General features: G+C 36.4%; 11 protein-coding genes. 7 read left to right on the plus strand and 4 right to left on the minus strand.

Going from position 1 to position 20,152, the window contains the following annotated elements; translation table 11 throughout:
• The gene (locus DMB68_RS05475; RefSeq protein WP_110345621.1) at positions 1-1,335 is read left to right on the plus strand and encodes a hypothetical protein; all 1,335 of its coding nucleotides are present in this window, start codon (positions 1-3) and stop codon (positions 1,333-1,335) included.
• A gap of 24 nt (positions 1,336-1,359) precedes the next feature.
• A complete protein-coding gene (locus DMB68_RS05480) occupies positions 1,360-3,702 on the plus strand; it encodes a glycoside hydrolase family 2 TIM barrel-domain containing protein (protein ID WP_110345622.1) in 2,343 nt (780 codons plus the stop codon).
• A 75-nt stretch (positions 3,703-3,777) separates the two neighbouring features.
• Here the strand turns inward: DMB68_RS05480 and DMB68_RS05485 are convergent, their stop codons facing one another.
• Positions 3,778-6,678, minus strand: coding sequence for an exo-beta-1,4-galactosidase (locus DMB68_RS05485; protein ID WP_110345623.1), 2,901 nt, complete (start codon positions 6,676-6,678; stop codon positions 3,778-3,780).
• Between the two features lie 155 nt (positions 6,679-6,833).
• Between DMB68_RS05485 and DMB68_RS05490 the strand changes: the two genes are divergently transcribed.
• The 5 genes from DMB68_RS05490 (at position 6,834) to DMB68_RS05510 (ending at position 13,928) form a co-directional block, all read left to right on the plus strand.
• Positions 6,834-8,267 carry a family 43 glycosylhydrolase gene (locus DMB68_RS05490; RefSeq protein WP_110345624.1) on the plus strand — a complete coding sequence of 478 codons (1,434 nt, stop codon included), beginning with the start codon at positions 6,834-6,836 and terminating at the stop codon, positions 8,265-8,267.
• Positions 8,268-8,284: 17 nt separating this feature from the next.
• Positions 8,285-9,613, plus strand: a complete 1,329-nt coding sequence (locus DMB68_RS05495; RefSeq protein WP_110345625.1) for a rhamnogalacturonidase — start codon at positions 8,285-8,287, stop codon at positions 9,611-9,613.
• Positions 9,614-9,707: 94 nt separating this feature from the next.
• Positions 9,708-12,155 carry a glycosyl hydrolase 115 family protein gene (locus tag DMB68_RS05500; protein WP_110345626.1) on the plus strand — a complete coding sequence of 816 codons (2,448 nt, stop codon included), beginning with the start codon at positions 9,708-9,710 and terminating at the stop codon, positions 12,153-12,155.
• A gap of 30 nt (positions 12,156-12,185) precedes the next feature.
• A complete protein-coding gene (locus DMB68_RS05505; RefSeq protein WP_231131586.1) occupies positions 12,186-13,553 on the plus strand; it encodes a sulfatase-like hydrolase/transferase in 1,368 nt (455 codons plus the stop codon).
• 198 nt (positions 13,554-13,751) lie between these two features.
• Positions 13,752-13,928 (plus strand): histone H1, encoded by a 177-nt coding sequence (locus DMB68_RS05510; RefSeq protein WP_031453507.1) that lies wholly within the window; start codon positions 13,752-13,754, stop codon positions 13,926-13,928.
• Positions 13,929-14,094: 166 nt separating this feature from the next.
• Here the strand turns inward: DMB68_RS05510 and DMB68_RS05515 are convergent, their stop codons facing one another.
• From DMB68_RS05515 to DMB68_RS05525, 3 genes are all read right to left on the minus strand, one after another.
• Positions 14,095-15,600: a rhamnogalacturonan acetylesterase gene (locus tag DMB68_RS05515; RefSeq protein ID WP_110345628.1), complete on the minus strand. Its 1,506-nt coding sequence runs from the start codon at positions 15,598-15,600 to the stop codon at positions 14,095-14,097.
• A gap of 221 nt (positions 15,601-15,821) precedes the next feature.
• Positions 15,822-18,677, minus strand: coding sequence for a glycoside hydrolase family 2 protein (locus tag DMB68_RS05520; RefSeq protein ID WP_110345629.1), 2,856 nt, complete (start codon positions 18,675-18,677; stop codon positions 15,822-15,824).
• A 22-nt stretch (positions 18,678-18,699) separates the two neighbouring features.
• Positions 18,700-20,043 (minus strand): rhamnogalacturonan acetylesterase, encoded by a 1,344-nt coding sequence (locus DMB68_RS05525; RefSeq protein WP_231131587.1) that lies wholly within the window; start codon positions 20,041-20,043, stop codon positions 18,700-18,702.
• Positions 20,044-20,152 lie beyond the last annotated feature (109 nt).

Genomic DNA, 20,152 nt, shown 5'->3' on the forward strand with positions numbered 1-20,152 from the left:
ATGAAGAGCCATTTAAGTGTCATTTTTTTATTAGCAACTATGACTTCTTTCAGTCAGATTGGTACCCGTTTTCCATCAGAAAAAAAGATAATAAAAGATCCGGTCACAGGTCAGGAATTGATTTTTTTGACAACCAAACAGGCAGGAGATTCTAAAACCTATCCAACACATCCGCAATGGACATCAGATGGAGAATGGCTGATTTTCAGAACCAAAAGAGCCAATGGAGAAGCAGTAGCTGTCAACGAAAAATCAGGCATAATGGTTCAGGTTACCGAAGGAGGGTATACCGGAACTTTATGCATGGCTCAAAAAAGCATGAAACTGTTTTTTATGCGAAAAGGAGAAGGAGATAAAATGCAGATTGTAGAGGTAAATCTGGATGCTGTTTTTAAAGACAGTCAGGCAGGAAAAATGAAACCGGTTTCAGCTTACGAACACGTTCGCGGTGTGACAACTCCTGAAATGGGTGCTTCAGGCGATATGGCGCTGGATGCTGATGAAGAACGAATTTATTTCAGAATCGGAAAGGAAGAAGCGGGAAGACACTTAGATTCGAATGTAAAAATAGAGAAAAGTATCGGTCCGAGGAATATGGGAGCAGGTCCGGGCGGAATCAGCAGCATGAATTTAAAAACAGGTGAATTTAAACATGTCGTTTCAGTACCATTTCAGGTTGGACATATTCAGTCGAACATATGGAATCCTGGAGAATTGGTTTTTTGCTGGGAAACAGGAGGGAAGTCACCTCAAAGAACGTGGACCGTTATGGCAGACGGAACGGGTTTACGTCCTTTGTATCCCGAATCTGATTTTGAATGGGTAACGCACGAGGCAGTGATTTCTAAAGATGAAGTAGCGATAGCCATCATGGGACATCGTAAAATAGATATTCAGAAAGAAGCTCCTGTAGAAATTGCTGAAAATGGCGAAATCAGAAATCCGGTTAATCCCGGACAGGAAAGCAATTGGGGAAATACCGGAACCCGTGAAAAACCTACTGGCTTAGGAATTGTAAATCTTAGAACCAGAGAAATGATTATTGCCGGACAAACCAAAAGCGGCAGCGGATTGTGGCATGTACATGGTTCTGCAGACGGACGATGGGCAGTAGGGGATGATTTTTCGAGAAGTTTGTATTTAATAGACAGAAACACAAACGAAATGATGATGCTTACTACGGGACATAAACAAACTGCAGCCGATCACATTCATCCAACATTTAACAGAGACGGAACCAAAATCCAAATTCAGTCGGCGATGCTTTCTGAAGACAATCGTACGATGAATATCTGTATTGTGAATGTGCCGAAAGAATGGCTGAAACGAAAATAATAATCTGATTTTAAAAATGAAAAAATGAAATATTTTAAAAGAATAAAGATTAAACAGTTATCATTTGCTTTACTGTTTTTAGTTTTAGTAACAAGTGGTTTTTCGCAGGCACGTAAAGTTATTAATTTTGATAATGGCTGGCAGTTCACAAAAGGCGAAGTTGTTAGCGCGGAGAATCCGTCATTTGATGATACAAAATGGAGAACCCTTAATGTGCCTCATGACTGGAGTATTGAAGGACCTTATGACAAAACAAATCCAACGGCTCGTGGTGGAGGTTATTTGCCAGCCGGAATTGGATGGTACCGCAAAACATTCAAAATCGATAAAGAAGATGTCAAAAAACTAATCACTATCGAATTTGATGGTGTAATGGCCAACAGCGATGTCTGGATAAACGGCCAACATTTAGGAAAACGACCTTATGGATATATCAGTTTTGCGTATGATTTGACTCCTTATCTAAATTTTGACAAACCGAATGTCATTGCAGTAAGAGCTGATAATACAATTCAGCCGGCTTCCCGTTATTATACCGGTGCGGGTATTTATCGTCATGTTCGTTTGGTTTCGGTTAATGCGACGCATTTGAAACATTGGGGGACCTTTATTACTACCCCAATCGCTACAGCTTCTAAAGGTGTTGTGAATTTAAAGGTGGAAATTGACAACAAAGCAGCTGCAGGTGATTACAAATTGCAAATCGAAATTGCCGATGCTACTGGAAAAGTGGTTAAAACAGCTGAAAGCGTAAAGAATATTGCTGCTAATGGTACAGTTTTGTTTTCGCATGATATTGAAATCTCAAATCCAAAATTATGGAATTTGGAGACGCCTAATTTATACACGGCAACCACCAGATTATATTCGGGAAAAACACTTATCGACAATCAAACCATTCCATTTGGAATTAAAAAATCAGAATTCATTGCCGAATCCGGTTTTTGGTTAAACGGTAAAAATTTGAAGCTAAAAGGCGTTTGTCTGCATCATGATGGAGGTGCAGTGGGAGCAGCAGTTCCTTTAGGGGTATGGAAAGAACGTTTTAAAAAATTAAAAGAAGTAGGTGTTAATGCCATTCGCACTTCGCATAATCCTGTCGCTCCGGAATTTCTTGATTTGTGTGACCAAATGGGATTTCTGGTTATGGATGAAACTTTTGATACCTGGACGGCTGCGAAGCACAATGGAGAAAAAGGATACAACTTGTATTTTAAAGAATGGTGGGAGCAAGATACGAGAGATCTTATTTTGAGAGACAGAAACCATCCGTCAATTGTAATTTATAGTATAGGAAATGAAATTCATGATGATTTAAGTTATCCGGAAGGGTACAAAAAATATAAAATGCAGGAAGATGTGGTAAAAAAATATGATGATACCAGACCTGTAACAATGGCACTTTTCAGGCCTGCGAATTCTAAAGTATATTTAAGCGGTTTTGCCGAGCAGATGGATGTTGTAGGACAAAATTACCGTGAAAATGAATTAATAGCTGCTCACGAAGCACATCCAACCTGGAAAGTCTTGGGAACTGAAAATACACACGTTTTGGTTCAATGGCTGGCTTTACGCGACAAACCGTATATGGCAGGCCAGTTTTTATGGACAGGTTATGATTATCTTGGAGAAGCAGATTGGCCGGAAACCACAAACAATCAGGGTTTATTTGACAGAGCCGGAAACTGGAAACAGCAATCCCTGCAAAGAGACAGCTGGTGGTCAGAAGAACCAGTGGTTCATATCATGAGAAAATCTGAAAACGCCGGAGAAGGAAAATGGGTTGCCGACTGGACGCCGAATGATTTTGATACCTACGATAATGCGAAAGTTCAGGTATACAGTAATTGTGAGGAAGTAGAGCTTTTTCTTAACGATAAATCATTAGGATCTGTAAAAAAGCCTGCAGATGATTCACCAAGAGAATGGAATGTCACTTTTGAAGAAGGAACAATAAAAGCTATTGGAAAGGATAAAGGCAAAGTAGTGGCTGAAGAATCCTTTACATCTGCCGGAAAACCATCAAAAATTATTCTTACCAAAAGTAATCCAACACTTGTCAACAATTGGGATGATGTATCTTTTATCACAGCGACAATTGTTGATGATAAAGGCATTCGATGTGCAAATGCAGATAACCTAATTAAATTTACAGTTACAGATTCAGGTAAAATTATTGGAGTTGACAATGGTAATATCATTAGTCATGAATCTTATCAGACTCCTGAAAGAAGTGCTTATAACGGAAAAGCAATTGCAATCATTAAAGCCACTAAAAATAGTGGGAAAATCGAAATAAAAGCTTCAGCAGAAGGTCTGGAAGCAGCAGCAATCAGCATTGATATTGTTCCGGAAAAAGGAAAGTAATATTGGTGAAAGTAGTAATTACAAAAAATCCCCGAAGACTCTTTTCGGGGATTTTTTGTGATTTTTTATATTAAACTATTTGATTTTATTCTGATTAGAATTAGGTTTCAATTCATCCGGACTGTCTTTGGTAAACGTTTTAAATTGTTCTTTTGAAGGGCTTACGAAAATATCGATTAAGACATCAAAGCTCAAATCCTCTTTTGGATTAAAAGTATCAGAATTCATGTATTGCTGCAAGGAAATGAACAATTGCTTTGCAGCAGGTTTATTTTCTAAATCCGGACCTAAATCGGCGCTGCTCACGATAATTTTTCCTTTACCGACTTTAGCTTCTATTATTAATGCCAGTCTGCGGTTCATAAACCAGGTATCGATAGGCTGAACCAAAGGACGGAAATTTGCCGGAAAATCTTCAAGATTCATCACCTGTGAGCGATTTTGAATTTCCCACCATTGCAAATCACTATGAAAACTGGTTGGGAAATTAGCAAAAGCAGGGCTTTTATCCTGAATAAGCATTCCCGTGACGTGTGGAGGGCGCATTTTGAACCACGAAGTATTCCAGAAAACCGGAAGAAAATGCATTTCTACCTCTTTCCCTTTTACAACTTTGCCTGATGCATTCAAAAAGACTTTTCCTCCATTCTGCAAAACATCTTTGGCTTTGTCATCCAGAACAGTTGTGTAATATACAGAGGAAGTAATTTTCGTATTTTTGTCAGGATAAACCCAAAAATCCCAATCGTTTACAAAAGACGTATTATTGACTTTTACTTCAAGATTTAGTTTGGATGCTTCTTTGATTTCTGCTAATGGAAAAGTCAGATTTCCAACTAAAATACCGTTTCCATTTTCATAAGTTTTAGGGTCAAAATTTCCTTCAGAAAGAGCAATTCCTTTTTTATTTTTGATAGTCCAGCTAATTACCGCATTTTGTAAAGGACTTTTTCCTGAGTGAAAAAGCGCTATTTCAGCCTTAAAGATTTCGGTGTTGGTATAAATAAATTTTGGAACTTTCAGCAACGGAACCGTTTCGTTACAAAATCGTTTATATTCCTGAGAAGTTACATATCCTTTTTCCTGAAAAAAAGCATCCAAAACACCTACTAAAGCGGTTCCCTGACCAGGAAAATCCTGCAACCCTAACGCTTGGAATCCTGCATATCCGGGAGTTCTCAGCATTTTTTCAATTTCGTTTTTATAACACAAAACCTGTAGTTTTCCGGAGGCATTCAAAAAGTCTTTTGCCTGATCTGCCATGTTGTGATCGGCAAGATCCTGACGGAACATTTCGAAATTTTTAGCCCTGTAAACCCCTTTGTATTTAGATATTTCTTCAAAATTCGGAAAAACACAATACTGACCGATTTCATGCGCAACAAATGGCACTTTAAAAGGAGCAATTCCGGCACTGAAATCTGTTTCTGTTTCGGGCAATTTATTCCAGTTCAAACCTCGTACACCGCCACGTGACTGATATTCTGCATTTGGAACCACAGGCCAGCTTCCGCCAACAGACATTCCGGTATAAACCCTTCTACTGTCTTTGGCTTTCCAAAAATCCACAAATTTGTTGAGATACTCTACCTGCTTTCCTGCAGGCTCATTGCCTGCAGATAACATTGTAAACGAAGCATAATTGCCATAATCTTTTGCCATTCGTATAGTTTCGTCATACAAGAATTGGTCAATCGGCTGCCCTAATCCTATTTTTGGACCGTGATTGGGCCAGCTTGGGCCTTCCGGCTGTAAATAGATTCCGCCCTTATCTGCCGCAATAAAGGCTGCTTCGGGAGGGCACCAGGAATGAAAACGCACATGATTTAAACCATAGGATTTGATAGTCTTAAAAATTTTGTCCCATGCTTCTACAGTAGTCGCAGGATAACCTGTTAATGGAAATTCGCAATTATGCACCGTTCCCCGGAGGAATACCGGAATATCATTAATCAAAAACTGATTATCCTTAATTTTAAATTCACGCATCCCAAACTGAATCTTTTTCTCAGATTGTATTCCTTTAGCATTAAGTTTTACGGACAGATGATACAAAGCCGGATCAAATTCGTCCCAGGTCAGCATTCCTTTTCCGAAAGGAAGTTCTATTTCAATAATTTTGCTGTCAGCGCCAGAAATAGCCACCTGATTGGTAATTTCTTTGGTCTGGTCTGATTTTGGGCTGTTGAAACTTTTTGCAGACAAGGACAACTTTCCATTAAATTCATTTGCTGTGCTATTATTTAAAATGATTTTTACACGTGCTTTTCTGTTTTTTATATCCGGATAAATTTGAACATCATCAATATAAACAGGTGAAAATGATTCTAAAGCTATTTTACCAATGATACCATTCCAGTTTCCCTGTGTGTGATCCGTAACGCTATGGGAATCGGGCCCCACATTTATTTTAGTGATCCGGTTATCAATCCGAATAGATATGCGCTGTTTTCCCGGTAAAAGAAATGCGCTTAAATCGTAAATATGTGGAGCTACTAAGGAGTTTTGCAAACCCACTTCTTTGTCGTTTATCCAGACTCTGGTTTCTATATGAGCTCTTTCTAAATGAAGCAAAATTCGTCTGCCTTTCCAGTTTGCAGGAACATTAACTTCTTTCTGGTACCAGGCAGTGCCAACATAATGTTTTGCAGGTGTAAGCCAAAACGGAATATGTATATTTCCGGGCTGGCGGTATTTCTCCAATCGCGGAATAAAATAGAAAGAACTGTCATAGATCGAACCTGTCCATTTTGTTTTTAGTGTGATGTCATCTCCTTTCAGAAATTCAGCCATTGAGCCAGGAAGTTTTATAACATCTGCGAGATTTTTGTTATACCATTTCTGAGTTATTCCTTCATCGTTCCGGTCAATTTCAAAATACCAGTTGCCTTTGAGATTAATTTCATCATTTTTAAAACTGCTTAAAGTAAATAAAATGGTCAGTAACAGACAGATGTAGCCGTATTTCTTTGTCATGATCTTAGTTTAGTATAAGTAAAAATAACCGGTCAGGCAAGAATTGTCATCCTGTAGCATCCTGTCTTTTATTTAACAGTTATAACCGATAGTACAGGATACAAAAAAAATAATAATAGAATAAATTTGATTAATTAAGAATTGGAATCGTAAAAATGAGCAGAAATAATTATTTTATTTTTAAATATTTAAGAAAAGTTACATGGTGTATTATGCTTATGATGTGCGTTTCTGCTTCGTATGGACAACAGTCAGGAAAAATGGATGCGATTTATTCCGGAACTCCCTGGTTTGACCAAAACGGGAATGTTGTTAGTGCTCATGGTGCCAATATTATTAAAGAGAAAGATACTTTTTATTTATTTGGTGAAGCTCATACAGACACCAGTAATGCATTTGCAGGTTTTAACTGTTACTCATCAAAAGATTTGTATAACTGGAAATTTGAAAGCATTGCACTTCCGCTGCAAAAATCGGGTAAACTGGGTCCTAATCGTGTTGGTGAAAGACCAAAAATAATGAAGTGCATTAAAACAGGTGAATTTGTTATGTTCATGCATGCAGATACTTTAACGTACAAAGATCAGTTTGTTGGTTATGCCGTTTCAAAAAACATTAAAGGTCCGTATCAGTTTAAAGGTCCGCTTTTGTATCAGGGCAAACCGATAAAAAAATGGGATATGGGAACTTTTCAGGATACTGATGGTTCCGGTTATATTTTGGTTCACGGAGGAGAAATTTACAAACTGAGCGATGATTTTAACTCGGTTACGGAGAAAGTAAACGAAAATATTACATCAGGATTTGAATCTCCGACAATGCTTAAAAAAGAAGGTCTATATTATTTTATAGGGTCGCATTTAACAAGCTGGGAGAAAAACGATAACTATTATTACACTTCAAATTCACTGAAAGGTCCCTGGCAATCTCAGGGTTTAATCGCTCCGGAAGGAACACTGACGTGGAATTCACAATCGACTTTTGTATTACCAATTCAGTGCACAAAAGGCACAACGTATATGTTTATGGGTGACAGATGGTCTTTTCCTAAACAGGCTTCTTCAGCAACGTATGTCTGGCAGCCGCTTGTAATTTCGGGAACATCACTTTCGATTCCTGATTATCAGGATGCCTGGCAACTATATACTGTAACCGGAATTTCATCTGTTGCAGACAGTAATGACGAAATCATTAAAAATACTGATACACAAATCCAATATAAAGGCAATTGGAAAGAAACAACATCTGAAAGCAGATCTGAGGAAAAAGATGCTTCGTTTACAGTTAGTTTTACCGGTGAGCAAATTGCATTGTATAGTTTAGTTGGTTCTGAAAACGGGTATGCTAAAGTTGTTTTAACCGATAAAAAAGGCAAGGTAATTGTGTCAGCCCTCGTTGACATGTATAGCAAATTTTCAATCGAAACACAAGTTTTCAGGTCTCCGTTGCTTAAAAAAGGCAATTATCATTTAACCGTTTCTGTTACAGGGGAAAGGCCAAACTGGTCAGATAAAAGAAAATCAAATTACGGAAGCACAGGATATTATATTTCTATCAGTCAAATTAAAATAAAACCTCATAAAATTTAAAAACCAAAAAAGATACAATGAAAAGATTATTGACACTTGCAATCTGCATTTTTGGAATTTTCCAGTCTGCATTTTCTCAAAATTATAAAAACGATACATTTCCTGATGGAAGCGCCATTACACCATGGTTTAAGGATTACACTAAACTTCAATTGAAAGATTTAGGAAAACAATACACCATTACAGATTTTGGAGTTACTAAAGACAGTACCAAAATCCAGACCGTTGCGATTCAAAAGGTAATTGATAAAGCAGCCAAAAGCGGAGGAGGGGTAATTGTGATTCCAAAAGGGGTTTTTCTGAGCGGTGCTTTGTTCTTTAAGCCTAAAACAAGTTTATATGTTGCTGAAGGTGGAACTCTAAAAGGTTCAGATGATATTGCCAACTATCCGATTATGCCATCCAGAATGGAAGGTCAGAACCTGGATTATTTTCCGGCTTTGGTCAATGCGTATGGTGTGGATAATTTTTCGATTTCAGGAAAAGGAACTATCAACGGAAATGGTTATAAATATTATGAAGCTTTCTGGGCGAGACGCAAGATCAACCCAAAATGTACCAATTTAGAAGTTTCAAGACCAAGACTGGTTTTTGTATGGAATTCCAATAATGTGCAATTTCAGGATGTTAAACTGATCAATTCAGGTTTCTGGACGAATCACTTTTATAAATGTAATAATGTAAAACTATTAGATTTATACATCTTCTCTCCGCATTTAGAAGTTAAAGCTCCAAGTACGGATGCAATCGATGTTGATATCTGTACGAATGTGTTAGTGAAAGGATGTTATTTGTCTGTAAATGATGATGCAATTGCATTAAAAGGCGGTAAAGGTCCTTATGCAGATCAGGATAAAAATAATGGACCAAATGCTAATATCATCATCGAAGATTGTCGATTTGGTTTCTGTCATTCGGCGTTAACAAACGGAAGCGAATCTATTCACAACAGAAATGTGATTATGCGTAATTGCCAAATCGATGGTGCCACGAGAATGCTTTGGTTAAAAATGAGACCGGATACACCTCAAAGATACGAGTACATTAGAGTAGAAGACATTAAAGGACAGGCGAAAAATTGCCTTGTTGTATTGGCATGGAAACAATTTTTTGATTTAAAAGGCCGTCCTGATGTTCCGTTATCTTATGGCGATCATGTGACTTTAAAAAATATCGAAATGAAATCGGATACGTTTTTTAATGTAGAAAAAGACCCGAATGTTCGTTTATCTAATTTTACTTTCGAAAACCTGAATATTGAAGCAACTAAAACAGCTGTTGATAAAAGTATTGTAGACGGAATTACCTTAAAAAATGTGCTTTTAAACAAGCAGTTGGTGGAGTAATTTTTTCTAATAATCTAAAGATACAGAAGTTCAAAGTTGTAACATAATCAGTTGTAAACTTTGAACTTTTGTTTTTAGATAAACAAACTTAAATATGAACAAAAATATACTTGCAAGGTTGCTGTTGTTGCTTATTTTTTTGAGTAACAACATTTACAGTCAGGATAAAAACGCAGTTAATTTTTCAATTGCAGATTCCAATCAGTTAACTACAATTTATATCGATAAAAATACAGACGAATTAGTTATTTGGGCTGTAAACGAATTGGCTGATGATGTAAAAGAGATAACCGGAAAAAGACCCGAAATTGTTCCAACACAAACTATTTCGAAAAAAGGAATTTATATTGGACAGGCTTCATCAGATCTTTTTAAATCAAAATCAAAAGATTTGTCTGGTCAGTGGGAGAAATTTTCCATTAAAAAAGAGAAGGAAAATCTTGTGGTAGTTGGAAGCGATATAAGAGGAACAGTTTATGCCATTTTCGAAATTACAGAGCGTCTGGGAATTTCTCCATGGAAATGGTGGGCAGATGTTCATCCGATAAAAAAAGAAAAACTAACATTGCTTCTTCCTCAAAAAGGCATCATTTCATCACCATCGGTACAATACAGAGGAATCTTTTTAAATGATGAAGACTGGGGATTAGAGCCGTGGGCAGAAAAAACATTCGAACCGGAAGTTGGAAACATCGGACCCAAAACTTACGAAAAGATATTTCAGTTATTACTGCGTTTAAAAGCCAACACCATCTGGCCGGCTATGCATCCTTCTACAAAAGGTTTTTTTACCCTTCCGGGGAATAAGGAAATGGCTCAAAAATACCATATGGTTATCGGTTCATCACATGCTGAACCAATGCTCCGAAATAATGTGGATGAATGGAAACCTAAAATTCATGGAGATTATAATTATTTTACCAATAAAACACAGGTAGATAAATATTGGCAGTATCGTTTAGATGAATTAAAATCGGCTCAGAACGAAACCATTATGACATTGGGTATGCGTGGCGTTCACGACAGTAAAATGGAAGGTGCCAAAGATTTGAAAGAATCCAGCGATATGGTGGAAAAAATCATTTTAAATCAGCGTGAGATGCTTTCGAACACTTTTAAAAAACCGTTAAAAGACATTCCTCAGGCTTTTGTACCGTACAAAGAAGTGTTGGAATTATACGATAACGGACTTAAAGTTCCCGATGATATAACTTTGGTCTGGCCAGATGATAATTACGGGTATATTCGTCGTCTCAGTAATGAAGAAGAGCAAAAAAGGGCAGGAGGAAGCGGTGTTTATTATCACATCAGTTATTGGGGAAGACCTCATGATTATCTTTGGCTAAGTACAACTCAACCGGGTTTGATTTGGTATGAAATGACCAAAGCGTATGAAAATGGAGCTAAAAAAATGTGGATCGTAAATGTTGGAGATATAAAACCTGCCGAATATGATACAGAACTTTTTCTGGATTTGGCATGGGATATTAACAGCATAAAATCGGATGGAATTAATAAGTATCTGAAAGACTGGATTACCAGAGAACTCTCTTCCCAAATTGCAGAATACTTAAGTCCTGTATTTGAAGAATATTACCGATTAGCATTTCTCAGAAAGCCTGAATACATGGGATGGAGTCAGACTGAACCTACTACGCAAATAAAACTATCCGATTTTACTGAAGAAGAATGTCAGAAAAGAATAAAAGCTTACAATAATTTGGTTAAAGAAGTAGATGTTTGGAACTCTGCCGTTTCAGTAGATACTGGCCAACTTGTTCCTGATGAAAGACTAAATGCTTATTTTCAATTGGTAACTTATCCGATTAAATCAGCTGCTTATATGAACCATAAATTTTTATACTGGAATTTGGCTTGCAGGGCATCAGATGTAAATGAGAAAAAAAAATACGAAACACTATCTAATGGATCATATAACAAAATAAAAGAACTGACTGATTTTTATAATGAGAAACTGAGCAGTGGCAAATGGAATCACATGATGTCGATGCGCCCGAGAAATCTGCCGGTTTTCGATTCTATTAAAAAAGCCGAATTTTCAAAAGAAGCATCAGTTAAAGAAACTTCAAAAGCGATAAAATTCATAAGTGCAAATCAGTTTATTTCTATAAAAGAATCTAAAGAATACCAATGGAAAACCATTAACGGTTTAGGGTATAGTAATAATGCTATTACTTTATTTCCGTTAAAACAAAAGTATTTTAAAACTGAAAAACCGTCAGTTTCTTATGATTTTGAAATTGAAAATGTGGGTAATTATGAAATAGAAATTCACTTGTTGCCTACGCATGCCAATAACTTTGATCATCAAATCGAAGTACAGATAGACGGAAATAAAACGCAGTCCTTTTCGATCAATACAAAAGACAGGGATAAAACCTGGAAAGAAAATGTATTGCGCAATAGTGCCATTGTAAAACTGCCTGTTTCAAATGCAAATAAAGGAAAACATACGATTGCAATTAACGTGAATCAAACAGGAATTGTATTGGATTATATCACAGTAAATACTAAAATCTAAGATGAATCAAATTTTAAAATGATAAAAAATATGAATACAAAAAATCAATTGTTAGTACTGTTATCGTTTTGTTTTTCAATTTCATATAGTCAGGAAAATCAAATGAGTTCATCAGAAAAACCGAATATCATTTTGATAATAGCTGATGATGCAGGATGGAATGATGTGGGGTACCACGGTTCGGTAATCAAAACGCCAAATATTGATTTTTTAGCTAAAAACGGGGTAGAACTGGACCGGTTTTATGTTAATCCAACCTGTTCTCCATCCAGGGCAAGTTTGTTTACAGGACGACCTGCCAGTCGTATGGGGATTGTAGCGCCAATTAGTGATAAAAGTCAGTTTAAGCTTCCGGATTCTATTCCGACATTGCCAAAATTATTGCACAAAAACAATTATCAAACCGCACTTATTGGCAAATGGCATCTGGGTTTGCAGCCAAGCAGCGGACCAAAAGCATACGGATTTGATTATTCATATGGTTTCCTGCACGGACAATTAGATCAGTACACTCATTTGTATAAAAATGGCGATAAAAGCTGGTATCGAAATGGTGAATTTATTGAAGAGGAAGGGCATGTTACAGACTTGCTTACCAATGAAGCTGTCAAATGGATTTCGGAAATAAGAGATCCAAAGAAAAGCTTCTTTTTGGAAGTAGCTTATAGTGCACCGCATTTTCCTTTACAGGAAGAACAGAAATGGAAAGATCCTTATATAAATTCCATAAAAGATAGTTCGCGCAGGGATTATGCGGCGGCTATGAGTCACCTCGACAATAGTGTTGGAATATTGCTTGAGAAGTTAAAACAGCAAAAACTGGATAAAAATACGCTGGTTATTTTTATGAGCGATAACGGTGCTATGCAGGATTGGGACTCTAAAAACGAATATAATGGAATTCATCCATCAAATACTGTTCTCGGAGATAATACACCGCTCAGGGACTGGAAAACATCAAATTATGAAGGGGCAATACGAGTTCCCTGTATATTTTACTGGAAAGATCATTTGAAAAAATATAAGAATGAAAATTATATTTCGGTAATAGATTTATTGCCTGGTATTTTGTCTTTGGCAGGAGATAACGATCTGCCAAAAAGTATAGAAGGTAAAAATGTCTGGCCATCCATTTCAGAAAATAAAGCAATCTCCGATCAGGAAATTTATGTCAGAGGCCATTTGCAGGAATCTTTAATCAGAAAGCCATGGAAAATAATCAGGACCAGACATGCCAATACTCCTGCAGATTTAGAACTTTATAATATTGAAAAAGATCCTGGGGAGAAGAAAAATTTGATACTGGAAGAGAAATCTGTAGCCGAAAAAATGGAGATTGCTCTGGAAAATCAATTTAAAAAAGATGCTAAAAAGGTGAATTATGATAAAATTAAGTAGGTTTTGCGGGTTCTACTTGAAATATTATTTAGAAATATAAAGTTTTCGTCTTTTGTAATTAGCTGGTTTTTAGGAGTGAAAAGCATAAAAAAAAGAATAGTAACTCAATCTCAAAAAACTGTGATAATTTTAACACTAAACTTACGTTATCTATAGAGCAAACTTTTATTTTTGCCACTTAATTTAACATATATAAGCATGAAAGATCTATTAGTAAAAATCAACGCTGAATTAGAAGTATTCAAAACAGAATCTGAATCATTATCTGAAAAAGGTGTTAAAGCAGCAGGAGCAAGAGCACGTAAATCATCTTTGGAAATTGAAAAACTTTTAAAAGAGTTCAGAAAAGTTTCTATCGAAGAATCAAAAAAATAATATTCTACTGAAAGAAAGAAACCTCGTCAACAGACGAGGTTTTTTTATGTATTAAAAGTGAAAAGTGAAAAACTGCAAATTCCACCTTCACGTAATTTATATTCTTAAATTTTATCAAAAATTTCACATCTACATTTTACATCTAACATTTCACATACCATATAACTTACTTTAGAATTTCAATATACTCCCTCAATGCGCAGTCTTTTATTTTTTTTAGGCTTTCAGCTGCTGTCAGTGCATTAAAAGCAGCACCATCAGCTCCTGTGTGTGTATGATCTTTCGGGAAAAACGATTTTACTTTTTCTTTGCCTAAAGCTTCGTATTTTTGAGCTACGATTTCATTGAGGTCGATATAAAACGCTTTTTCTCTTTCGGCAGCTATTTTCGACCAGTTTCCATATGTATCGGTTCTGCGTTCTACTTTATCATTCGGCCATTCGTTTCTTGGCGTCTGGCTTAAAACAATCGGAACAGCGCCTTTTTCTTTGGCTTCTCTGATGAATTTCTGCATGTACCAGCCAAAAGTATGTACGGTTTCAGTTAAACTGTCACGAACAACTTGTTGTGTTTCGTCACCGTTTCCTTTTAATGAACCTCTGAATTTTTCTTTATCAACAGCCCCTGTATCATTATGACCAAACTGAATCATCACAAAATCACCTGGTTTCAATTGATTCTTAACTTCATCCCACAAACCTTCTTTGGTATAAGTACGTGTACTTCTTCCTCCACGGGCTTTATTGATTACTTCAATTCTGGTAGTATCGCAATATTTTGGAAATGTAACTCCCCATCCTACAGCATTGGGATTATTGCCATTGTTTGCCATAGTAGAATCACCAATTAAAAACACTCTTTTCTTAGCCGGAAGTACAATTTTAGGATTTTTTAAAATGTAATTTTTTAAAGAGTTTTTACTTGATTTTAGTTCATTGATAATTAATGAAGCTGCCAACACAGCACCTTTTGCAGATGGATGTGTATGATCTTTTTTGTAGAAATAAGTTCCGGTTACTTTTGCTTCACCCAGCTTTTCCATTTCAAGCGCCATTTTATCGTTCAGTTCGATAAAAGTGACTTTTTCTTTTTCAGCAATTTGTTTTGCCCATAATCCATAAGATTTATTGTTACGTGGAACTTTTCCCTCTTTCCAGTCATTTCTTGGAATTGGCGAACAAATAATCGGAATAGCGCCTTTTGATTTGGCTTCCTGAACTACTTTCTGAATGTACCAGCCGTAAGTGTGCACCGTTTCATGCTTTTTGGTCAGCATGTTGTCGATTTTCTGTGTTTCGTTTCCGATCCCTTTAATTGTTCCTCTGGCACGAAGCGTGTCATTTAATGGACCATCATCGTTATGTCCAAACTGAATCAGGACATAATCGCCTTTTTTTAGTTTGTTCAGAACCGCTGTCCACAAACCTTTATCCTGAAAAGTCCTGCTGCTGGTACCTCCTAAAGCATGATTTTCGATTTTAACTTTCGTAGTATCCAAAAACTGTCCAATATAATCTCCCCAGCCCCAAAGTCCGCCGGATCCGTCACCTCTTCCATTTTTTACGGTGGAGTCTCCCACGGTGTAAACGGTAGGTTTATTGTTTTGTTTTGGCGTAAAATTGAAAAATAATACTGTCAGACATAAGACAGAAAGTATTTTAATTGATTTCATAATTAATTGTGAATTGTAAATTGTGAATTGTGTAATTCTGTCCAGTTTGTCATTCTGAGGAACGAAGAATCTTCGTAAGTAACTCTACAAAGATTGAAAATCGTTATGGCTAATTGTCGCGGGGATTCTTCGTTCCTCAGAATAACAAAACTATGAGCATAAATTATAGGCTAAGAGCAAAACCTGAAACCTGAAACAAAACAAAACCTGAAACAAATTTTTTACTTCCTAAAATCAAACCATAAATTCATTTTGATTCCGTCATCACCACTTTTAATTCTGATATTGGTCGCCTGACTTTCTGGTCCCTGATGTTCCAAAGGTTTGAAATCTCTCATAGCCGGAATTTCATACATAAATGAAATATCCCCTTCAGGAAATGTCGGTTGAGGATAACTTCCTGCGAAACCATTTTTAGGCAAATCAGGTGTAAATAATCTCAAAAATAAATTATCAGATTCGCTGAAAACTTTAAACGATGATGGTCCCGCCTTTAAATTTGCTCCTAATAAGTTCGCGTGATATCCTTTGAATTCAGGATAGATCAGATTCTCAAAACTTTCTCCGGTTATGGTAGTGTTATAATCTTTCTCCCAGATACCGAAAGTAGTTCCTTTTAATCTGTTTTTCCATACATGGTAAGGGCCTTTTCCAAACCATTTGATACCTGTTACTCCTTTTTCGGGAAAACTAAAAGTAATTCCCCATGAATTTATTTTATCTTCAAAAGCAGCGCCATCAAAGCCTCCATTATTTTCTGAATTTTTCAACGCAACCAATTCCATTTTAAATCGGCCATCCGGTTCCATAATCCATTTGATAGAAGATAAACCGCCCACATATAATACTTTGCAGATGGCTTTGTCGCCTTCCTGCGAAACCTGAACTTCTTTTAGTTTAGCTTTCATTCCAATCGGTCGAGGACCATTTGTTAACGGAATAGTGGATGTACCGTTTTTAACAGAAGAAATTTCTCCTGTCAAAGCATCAAGAGTTACCGTTACATCGTTTCCTTTTAGAGAAATTTCATTACCATTTTTTGTTACTGAAGCTTTTGCTTTTGTATTTTGAATTGCTAAGAATTTCTCCGCATAATATTTTGCTTTATGGATAGGCCATGTCCAGGTATAGATTTCTTTATTGAACTGATCGTAGGCGGAGATTGATAAAATGTCCCCTTCAGCAAAATTATTAGGAACATCAAATTTAATTTTACGTGTTTCACCCGGATCTATACTTGGAATCTCAATTTTACCTGAGCTGATTGCTGCCGAAGTTCCATTCGTGTACAAAACATCATGATCAGATTTTAGTACTTTAAATTCCATTCTGCAGGAATTCAGATTACTGAAAAGATAATCGTTTGTAATCAGAAAAGAGCCATCAAAGTCCGCATTAACCTGTTTTGGCTGAAACTGAATAGGTGCCCAGACTTCTTTTACGGTATAATAACTTCCTTCTTTTTCACGGTGCGGGCCTAAAATTCCATCGGCTGCCAATGAACCTTTTGAGTCAAATTTTGCATCTCCGGTCCAATCAGAACGAAATACGGCTTCGTCTAACATCGCCCACATAAATCCTCCTGCAAAAAGTGGACTTTGTTTGTAACGTGTCCAGAAATCTTCCAAAGCGGCTCCGTGTCCGTTGTCGTAGGTTCCGTGCATGAATTCGGTTGGGAAAAATACATTTTCTCCATTGTTAAAACGATGCATTCCCGTTAAATAAGTTGGATAATGATGCGTGTCCCAGCCATTAAAATCAGCCCAAGGGTGAATGACGATTCTTTTTTGAGGGTCATTATCTTCAAAAACTTTATCAACGTTGTAATTCCAGCCACCTTCGTTACCATTATCCCAGATAATTACAGAGGGGTGATTCACATCGCGAACGACCATTTCGGTTACTAATTTAGTTCCGGTTTCGGTATCATAAGAGTTTTGCCAGCCAGCTAATTCATTCAGGACAAAAAGGCCTAATGAATCACAAACGTCAAGAAAGTGCTCATCAGGAGGATAATGTCCGCGAACAGCATTAATGTTCATGTCTTTTAATAATTTCACATCCAAATCACTGATTCTCTTGCTGGTGCTTCTTCCTCCTTCAGGCCAGAACGAATGACGGTTGATACCTTTCATCACGATTTTGGTACCATTGACATAAATTCCATCTTGTTTTTTGAATTCTAAAGTTCTGAAACCAATTCGTTTGTCGTATTTATGAATTATGGCTCCGTTTTGTTTTAAAACCAGTTCCAGATCGTATAAATTAGGACTTTCAGGATTCCATGGTTTGATGTTTTTCCATTGAGCAGCGATTGATGCCGCAGTACTTTTTGCTTTTACAGGAAAAGTAAAAGTTTCGAATTTTTCTCCGTTTAAACCTTTCAATGTAGCTTCTAAAAAAGCATTTTTAGAAATGTTTTTAAGATTTAAATCTACAGTAATCGAGCCGTCCATTTTTGGATTTACTGCAATATGTTGAATATGTGTTTTAGGAGAAACCTCCAGCCAAACCGGACGATAAATTCCTCCAAAAAGCCACCAGTCTGCTCTTCTTTCAGCTGCATTTACTGATTTATTGGCAGAATGTTTCCAGACATGAACTTCTAAAGTGTTTTTAGAACCGAATTTTAATAAGGAGGTAATCTCATATTTAAATTCATAAAAACCACCCTGATGAATTGCTCCGGCCAGTTTTCCGTTGACTTTTACCTCGGTATCTGTCATAGCTCCGCCAAAAACAATCTGAACCTCTTTGTCTTTATAATCAGCTGGGACATCAAATTCAAATTTATACAAACCTTCTTCCTTGCTTGGTTCTTTCTGGTTCAGTTCTTTATACCATCTTCCATACGTATATTCTCCAAAACCTTCTAATTCCCATTGAGAAGGAACATTTATCTTAGACCAGGTTTTGCTGTTGTTGCCTCCGGTACAATAAAAATCCCATTGTACAGGATGTTCAAAATCTTTTCCGGAAAGATAAACTTTATCCGTTTGCTGTGCTGCGCTGTTTTGATAAGAAAATAAAGCTACGGCAGCAATTGTAAGGTTTTGGATTGTGTTTTTTAGTAACATAAATAGGTGTTTCTATAATGGTTTAGTTTCCATCTGGTTTAGTAATTTCAAATCGGTCACTCAAAGGAAGTGTCCAGTTCGAAATATAATTTGGTTTTTTGGGATTGTAATTTGGAACTTCTTTTCGGATTTGCTTTTTTAACGGAATATCGAGTTCGCGAATTCCTTTAAGTACACATAGCGCAATTTCGTTTGCTCCAAAACTATTAAAATGAGTGTTGTCTTCCAAAACTTTTACCTGTCCAGGAAAAGTATTCGCAGGATATTGCACAAAAGCCTTTCTTGACGGTTCATCACCCCAGGTTTCGTATAATTCGGTTGTTATTTTGGTAATATCGATAAGTGCTACATTGTTTTTTTCTGCAACAATTCGCATGGCGGCAGGAAAATCACCATGTGTTTCTTTTAAAGTTCCGTTTTCATTAAAAGCACGACGTTGCGTAGGCGTCACCAAAACCGGAATTGCTCCTTTATCTCTGGCAGACTGGACAAATTCGGCTAAAAGAGTAGAGTAAGAACCCCAGGCACCATTTCCTTCACCTTTTATCTTTTCGTCGTTATGTCCGAATTCCACAAATAAATAATCTCCTTTTTTAATAAGCGAAAGAATCTTTTTTAAACGATTACCACCTTTAAAAGAACTCAGCGCTGAACCTGAAACCGCATAATTGGCTACCACAACCGTATCGTCAAAATAGTTGGTTATAAATTGTCCCCACGAAGCCCATGGTTCCACATCCTGATCGGTAACAGTTGAATCTCCGGCTAAATAAACGACTGTAAGATTGTCTTTTTTGGTGATTTTTATACTTTGAATAGTAACATCTCCTAAAAACTCCAGTGTAAGTTTGTCATCCCAATTCAGAATATCTTTTTCTCTGTCTTTAAGGGAAACATTCTGGGTCTCATTAATTTTTGGAGTTCTCACATTTACATTAAAAATTTTGGTTACCGGTTTTCCTTTTTTTATCGAAAACTGATCCAGCATTAATCTTCGTGACTCCGCTTTAATAGTAATATTTGATGCTCTTTCAGTACTTCCCATAACCACTTCAATCTGGTAATTTCCTTCTGGAAGTTTTACAGAAAAATAAGTTGGTTTAATCGCAGAAAATGTATTCGGGTTGATTGTTGCATTCGGGGCTGAATTTATGTCAAAACCATATCCTTTCGCAGCATCATATAGTAAAGGTGTGTTTACAGATATTCCTTTTTTACTTTTTAATGCAGTTCCAAAATTAAATAGTTGATTTTCAGTATTATCATTTGGATTAATTTCAGTTAAAGAATCGCTATTTAAAGCATATAAATTTACCTGTATTGCTAAGCAAAAAAATAGACAGAAGGAAGTTTTAAATTTTATCAAGTTTTTCTTTTTTAAAATTATTGTAAAATCAAAACTAACGGTTACTTATTTATATAGTATCCTGTACTATGATGTTAAAAAAATGAAAGAATATAAATTATGATATTGA

The sequence above is a fragment of the Flavobacterium hydrophilum genome, assembly GCF_003202405.1.
GTDB lineage: Bacteria > Bacteroidota > Bacteroidia > Flavobacteriales > Flavobacteriaceae > Flavobacterium > Flavobacterium hydrophilum.

Excerpts from the sequence above, each read along its gene's own strand:
- DMB68_RS05475 (WP_110345621.1), top strand. The coding sequence starts at position 1 with ATGAAGAGCCATTTAAGTGTCATTTTTTTATTAGCAACTATGACTTCT.
- DMB68_RS05480 (WP_110345622.1), top strand. The coding sequence starts at position 1,360 with ATGAAATATTTTAAAAGAATAAAGATTAAACAGTTATCATTTGCTTTA.
- DMB68_RS05485 (WP_110345623.1), bottom strand. The coding sequence starts at position 6,678 with ATGACAAAGAAATACGGCTACATCTGTCTGTTACTGACCATTTTATTT.
- DMB68_RS05490 (WP_110345624.1), top strand. The coding sequence starts at position 6,834 with ATGAGCAGAAATAATTATTTTATTTTTAAATATTTAAGAAAAGTTACA.
- DMB68_RS05495 (WP_110345625.1), top strand. The coding sequence starts at position 8,285 with ATGAAAAGATTATTGACACTTGCAATCTGCATTTTTGGAATTTTCCAG.
- DMB68_RS05500 (WP_110345626.1), top strand. The coding sequence starts at position 9,708 with ATGAACAAAAATATACTTGCAAGGTTGCTGTTGTTGCTTATTTTTTTG.
- DMB68_RS05505 (WP_231131586.1), top strand. The coding sequence starts at position 12,186 with ATGAATACAAAAAATCAATTGTTAGTACTGTTATCGTTTTGTTTTTCA.
- DMB68_RS05510 (WP_031453507.1), top strand. The coding sequence starts at position 13,752 with ATGAAAGATCTATTAGTAAAAATCAACGCTGAATTAGAAGTATTCAAA.
- DMB68_RS05515 (WP_110345628.1), bottom strand. The coding sequence starts at position 15,600 with ATGAAATCAATTAAAATACTTTCTGTCTTATGTCTGACAGTATTATTT.
- DMB68_RS05520 (WP_110345629.1), bottom strand. The coding sequence starts at position 18,677 with ATGTTACTAAAAAACACAATCCAAAACCTTACAATTGCTGCCGTAGCT.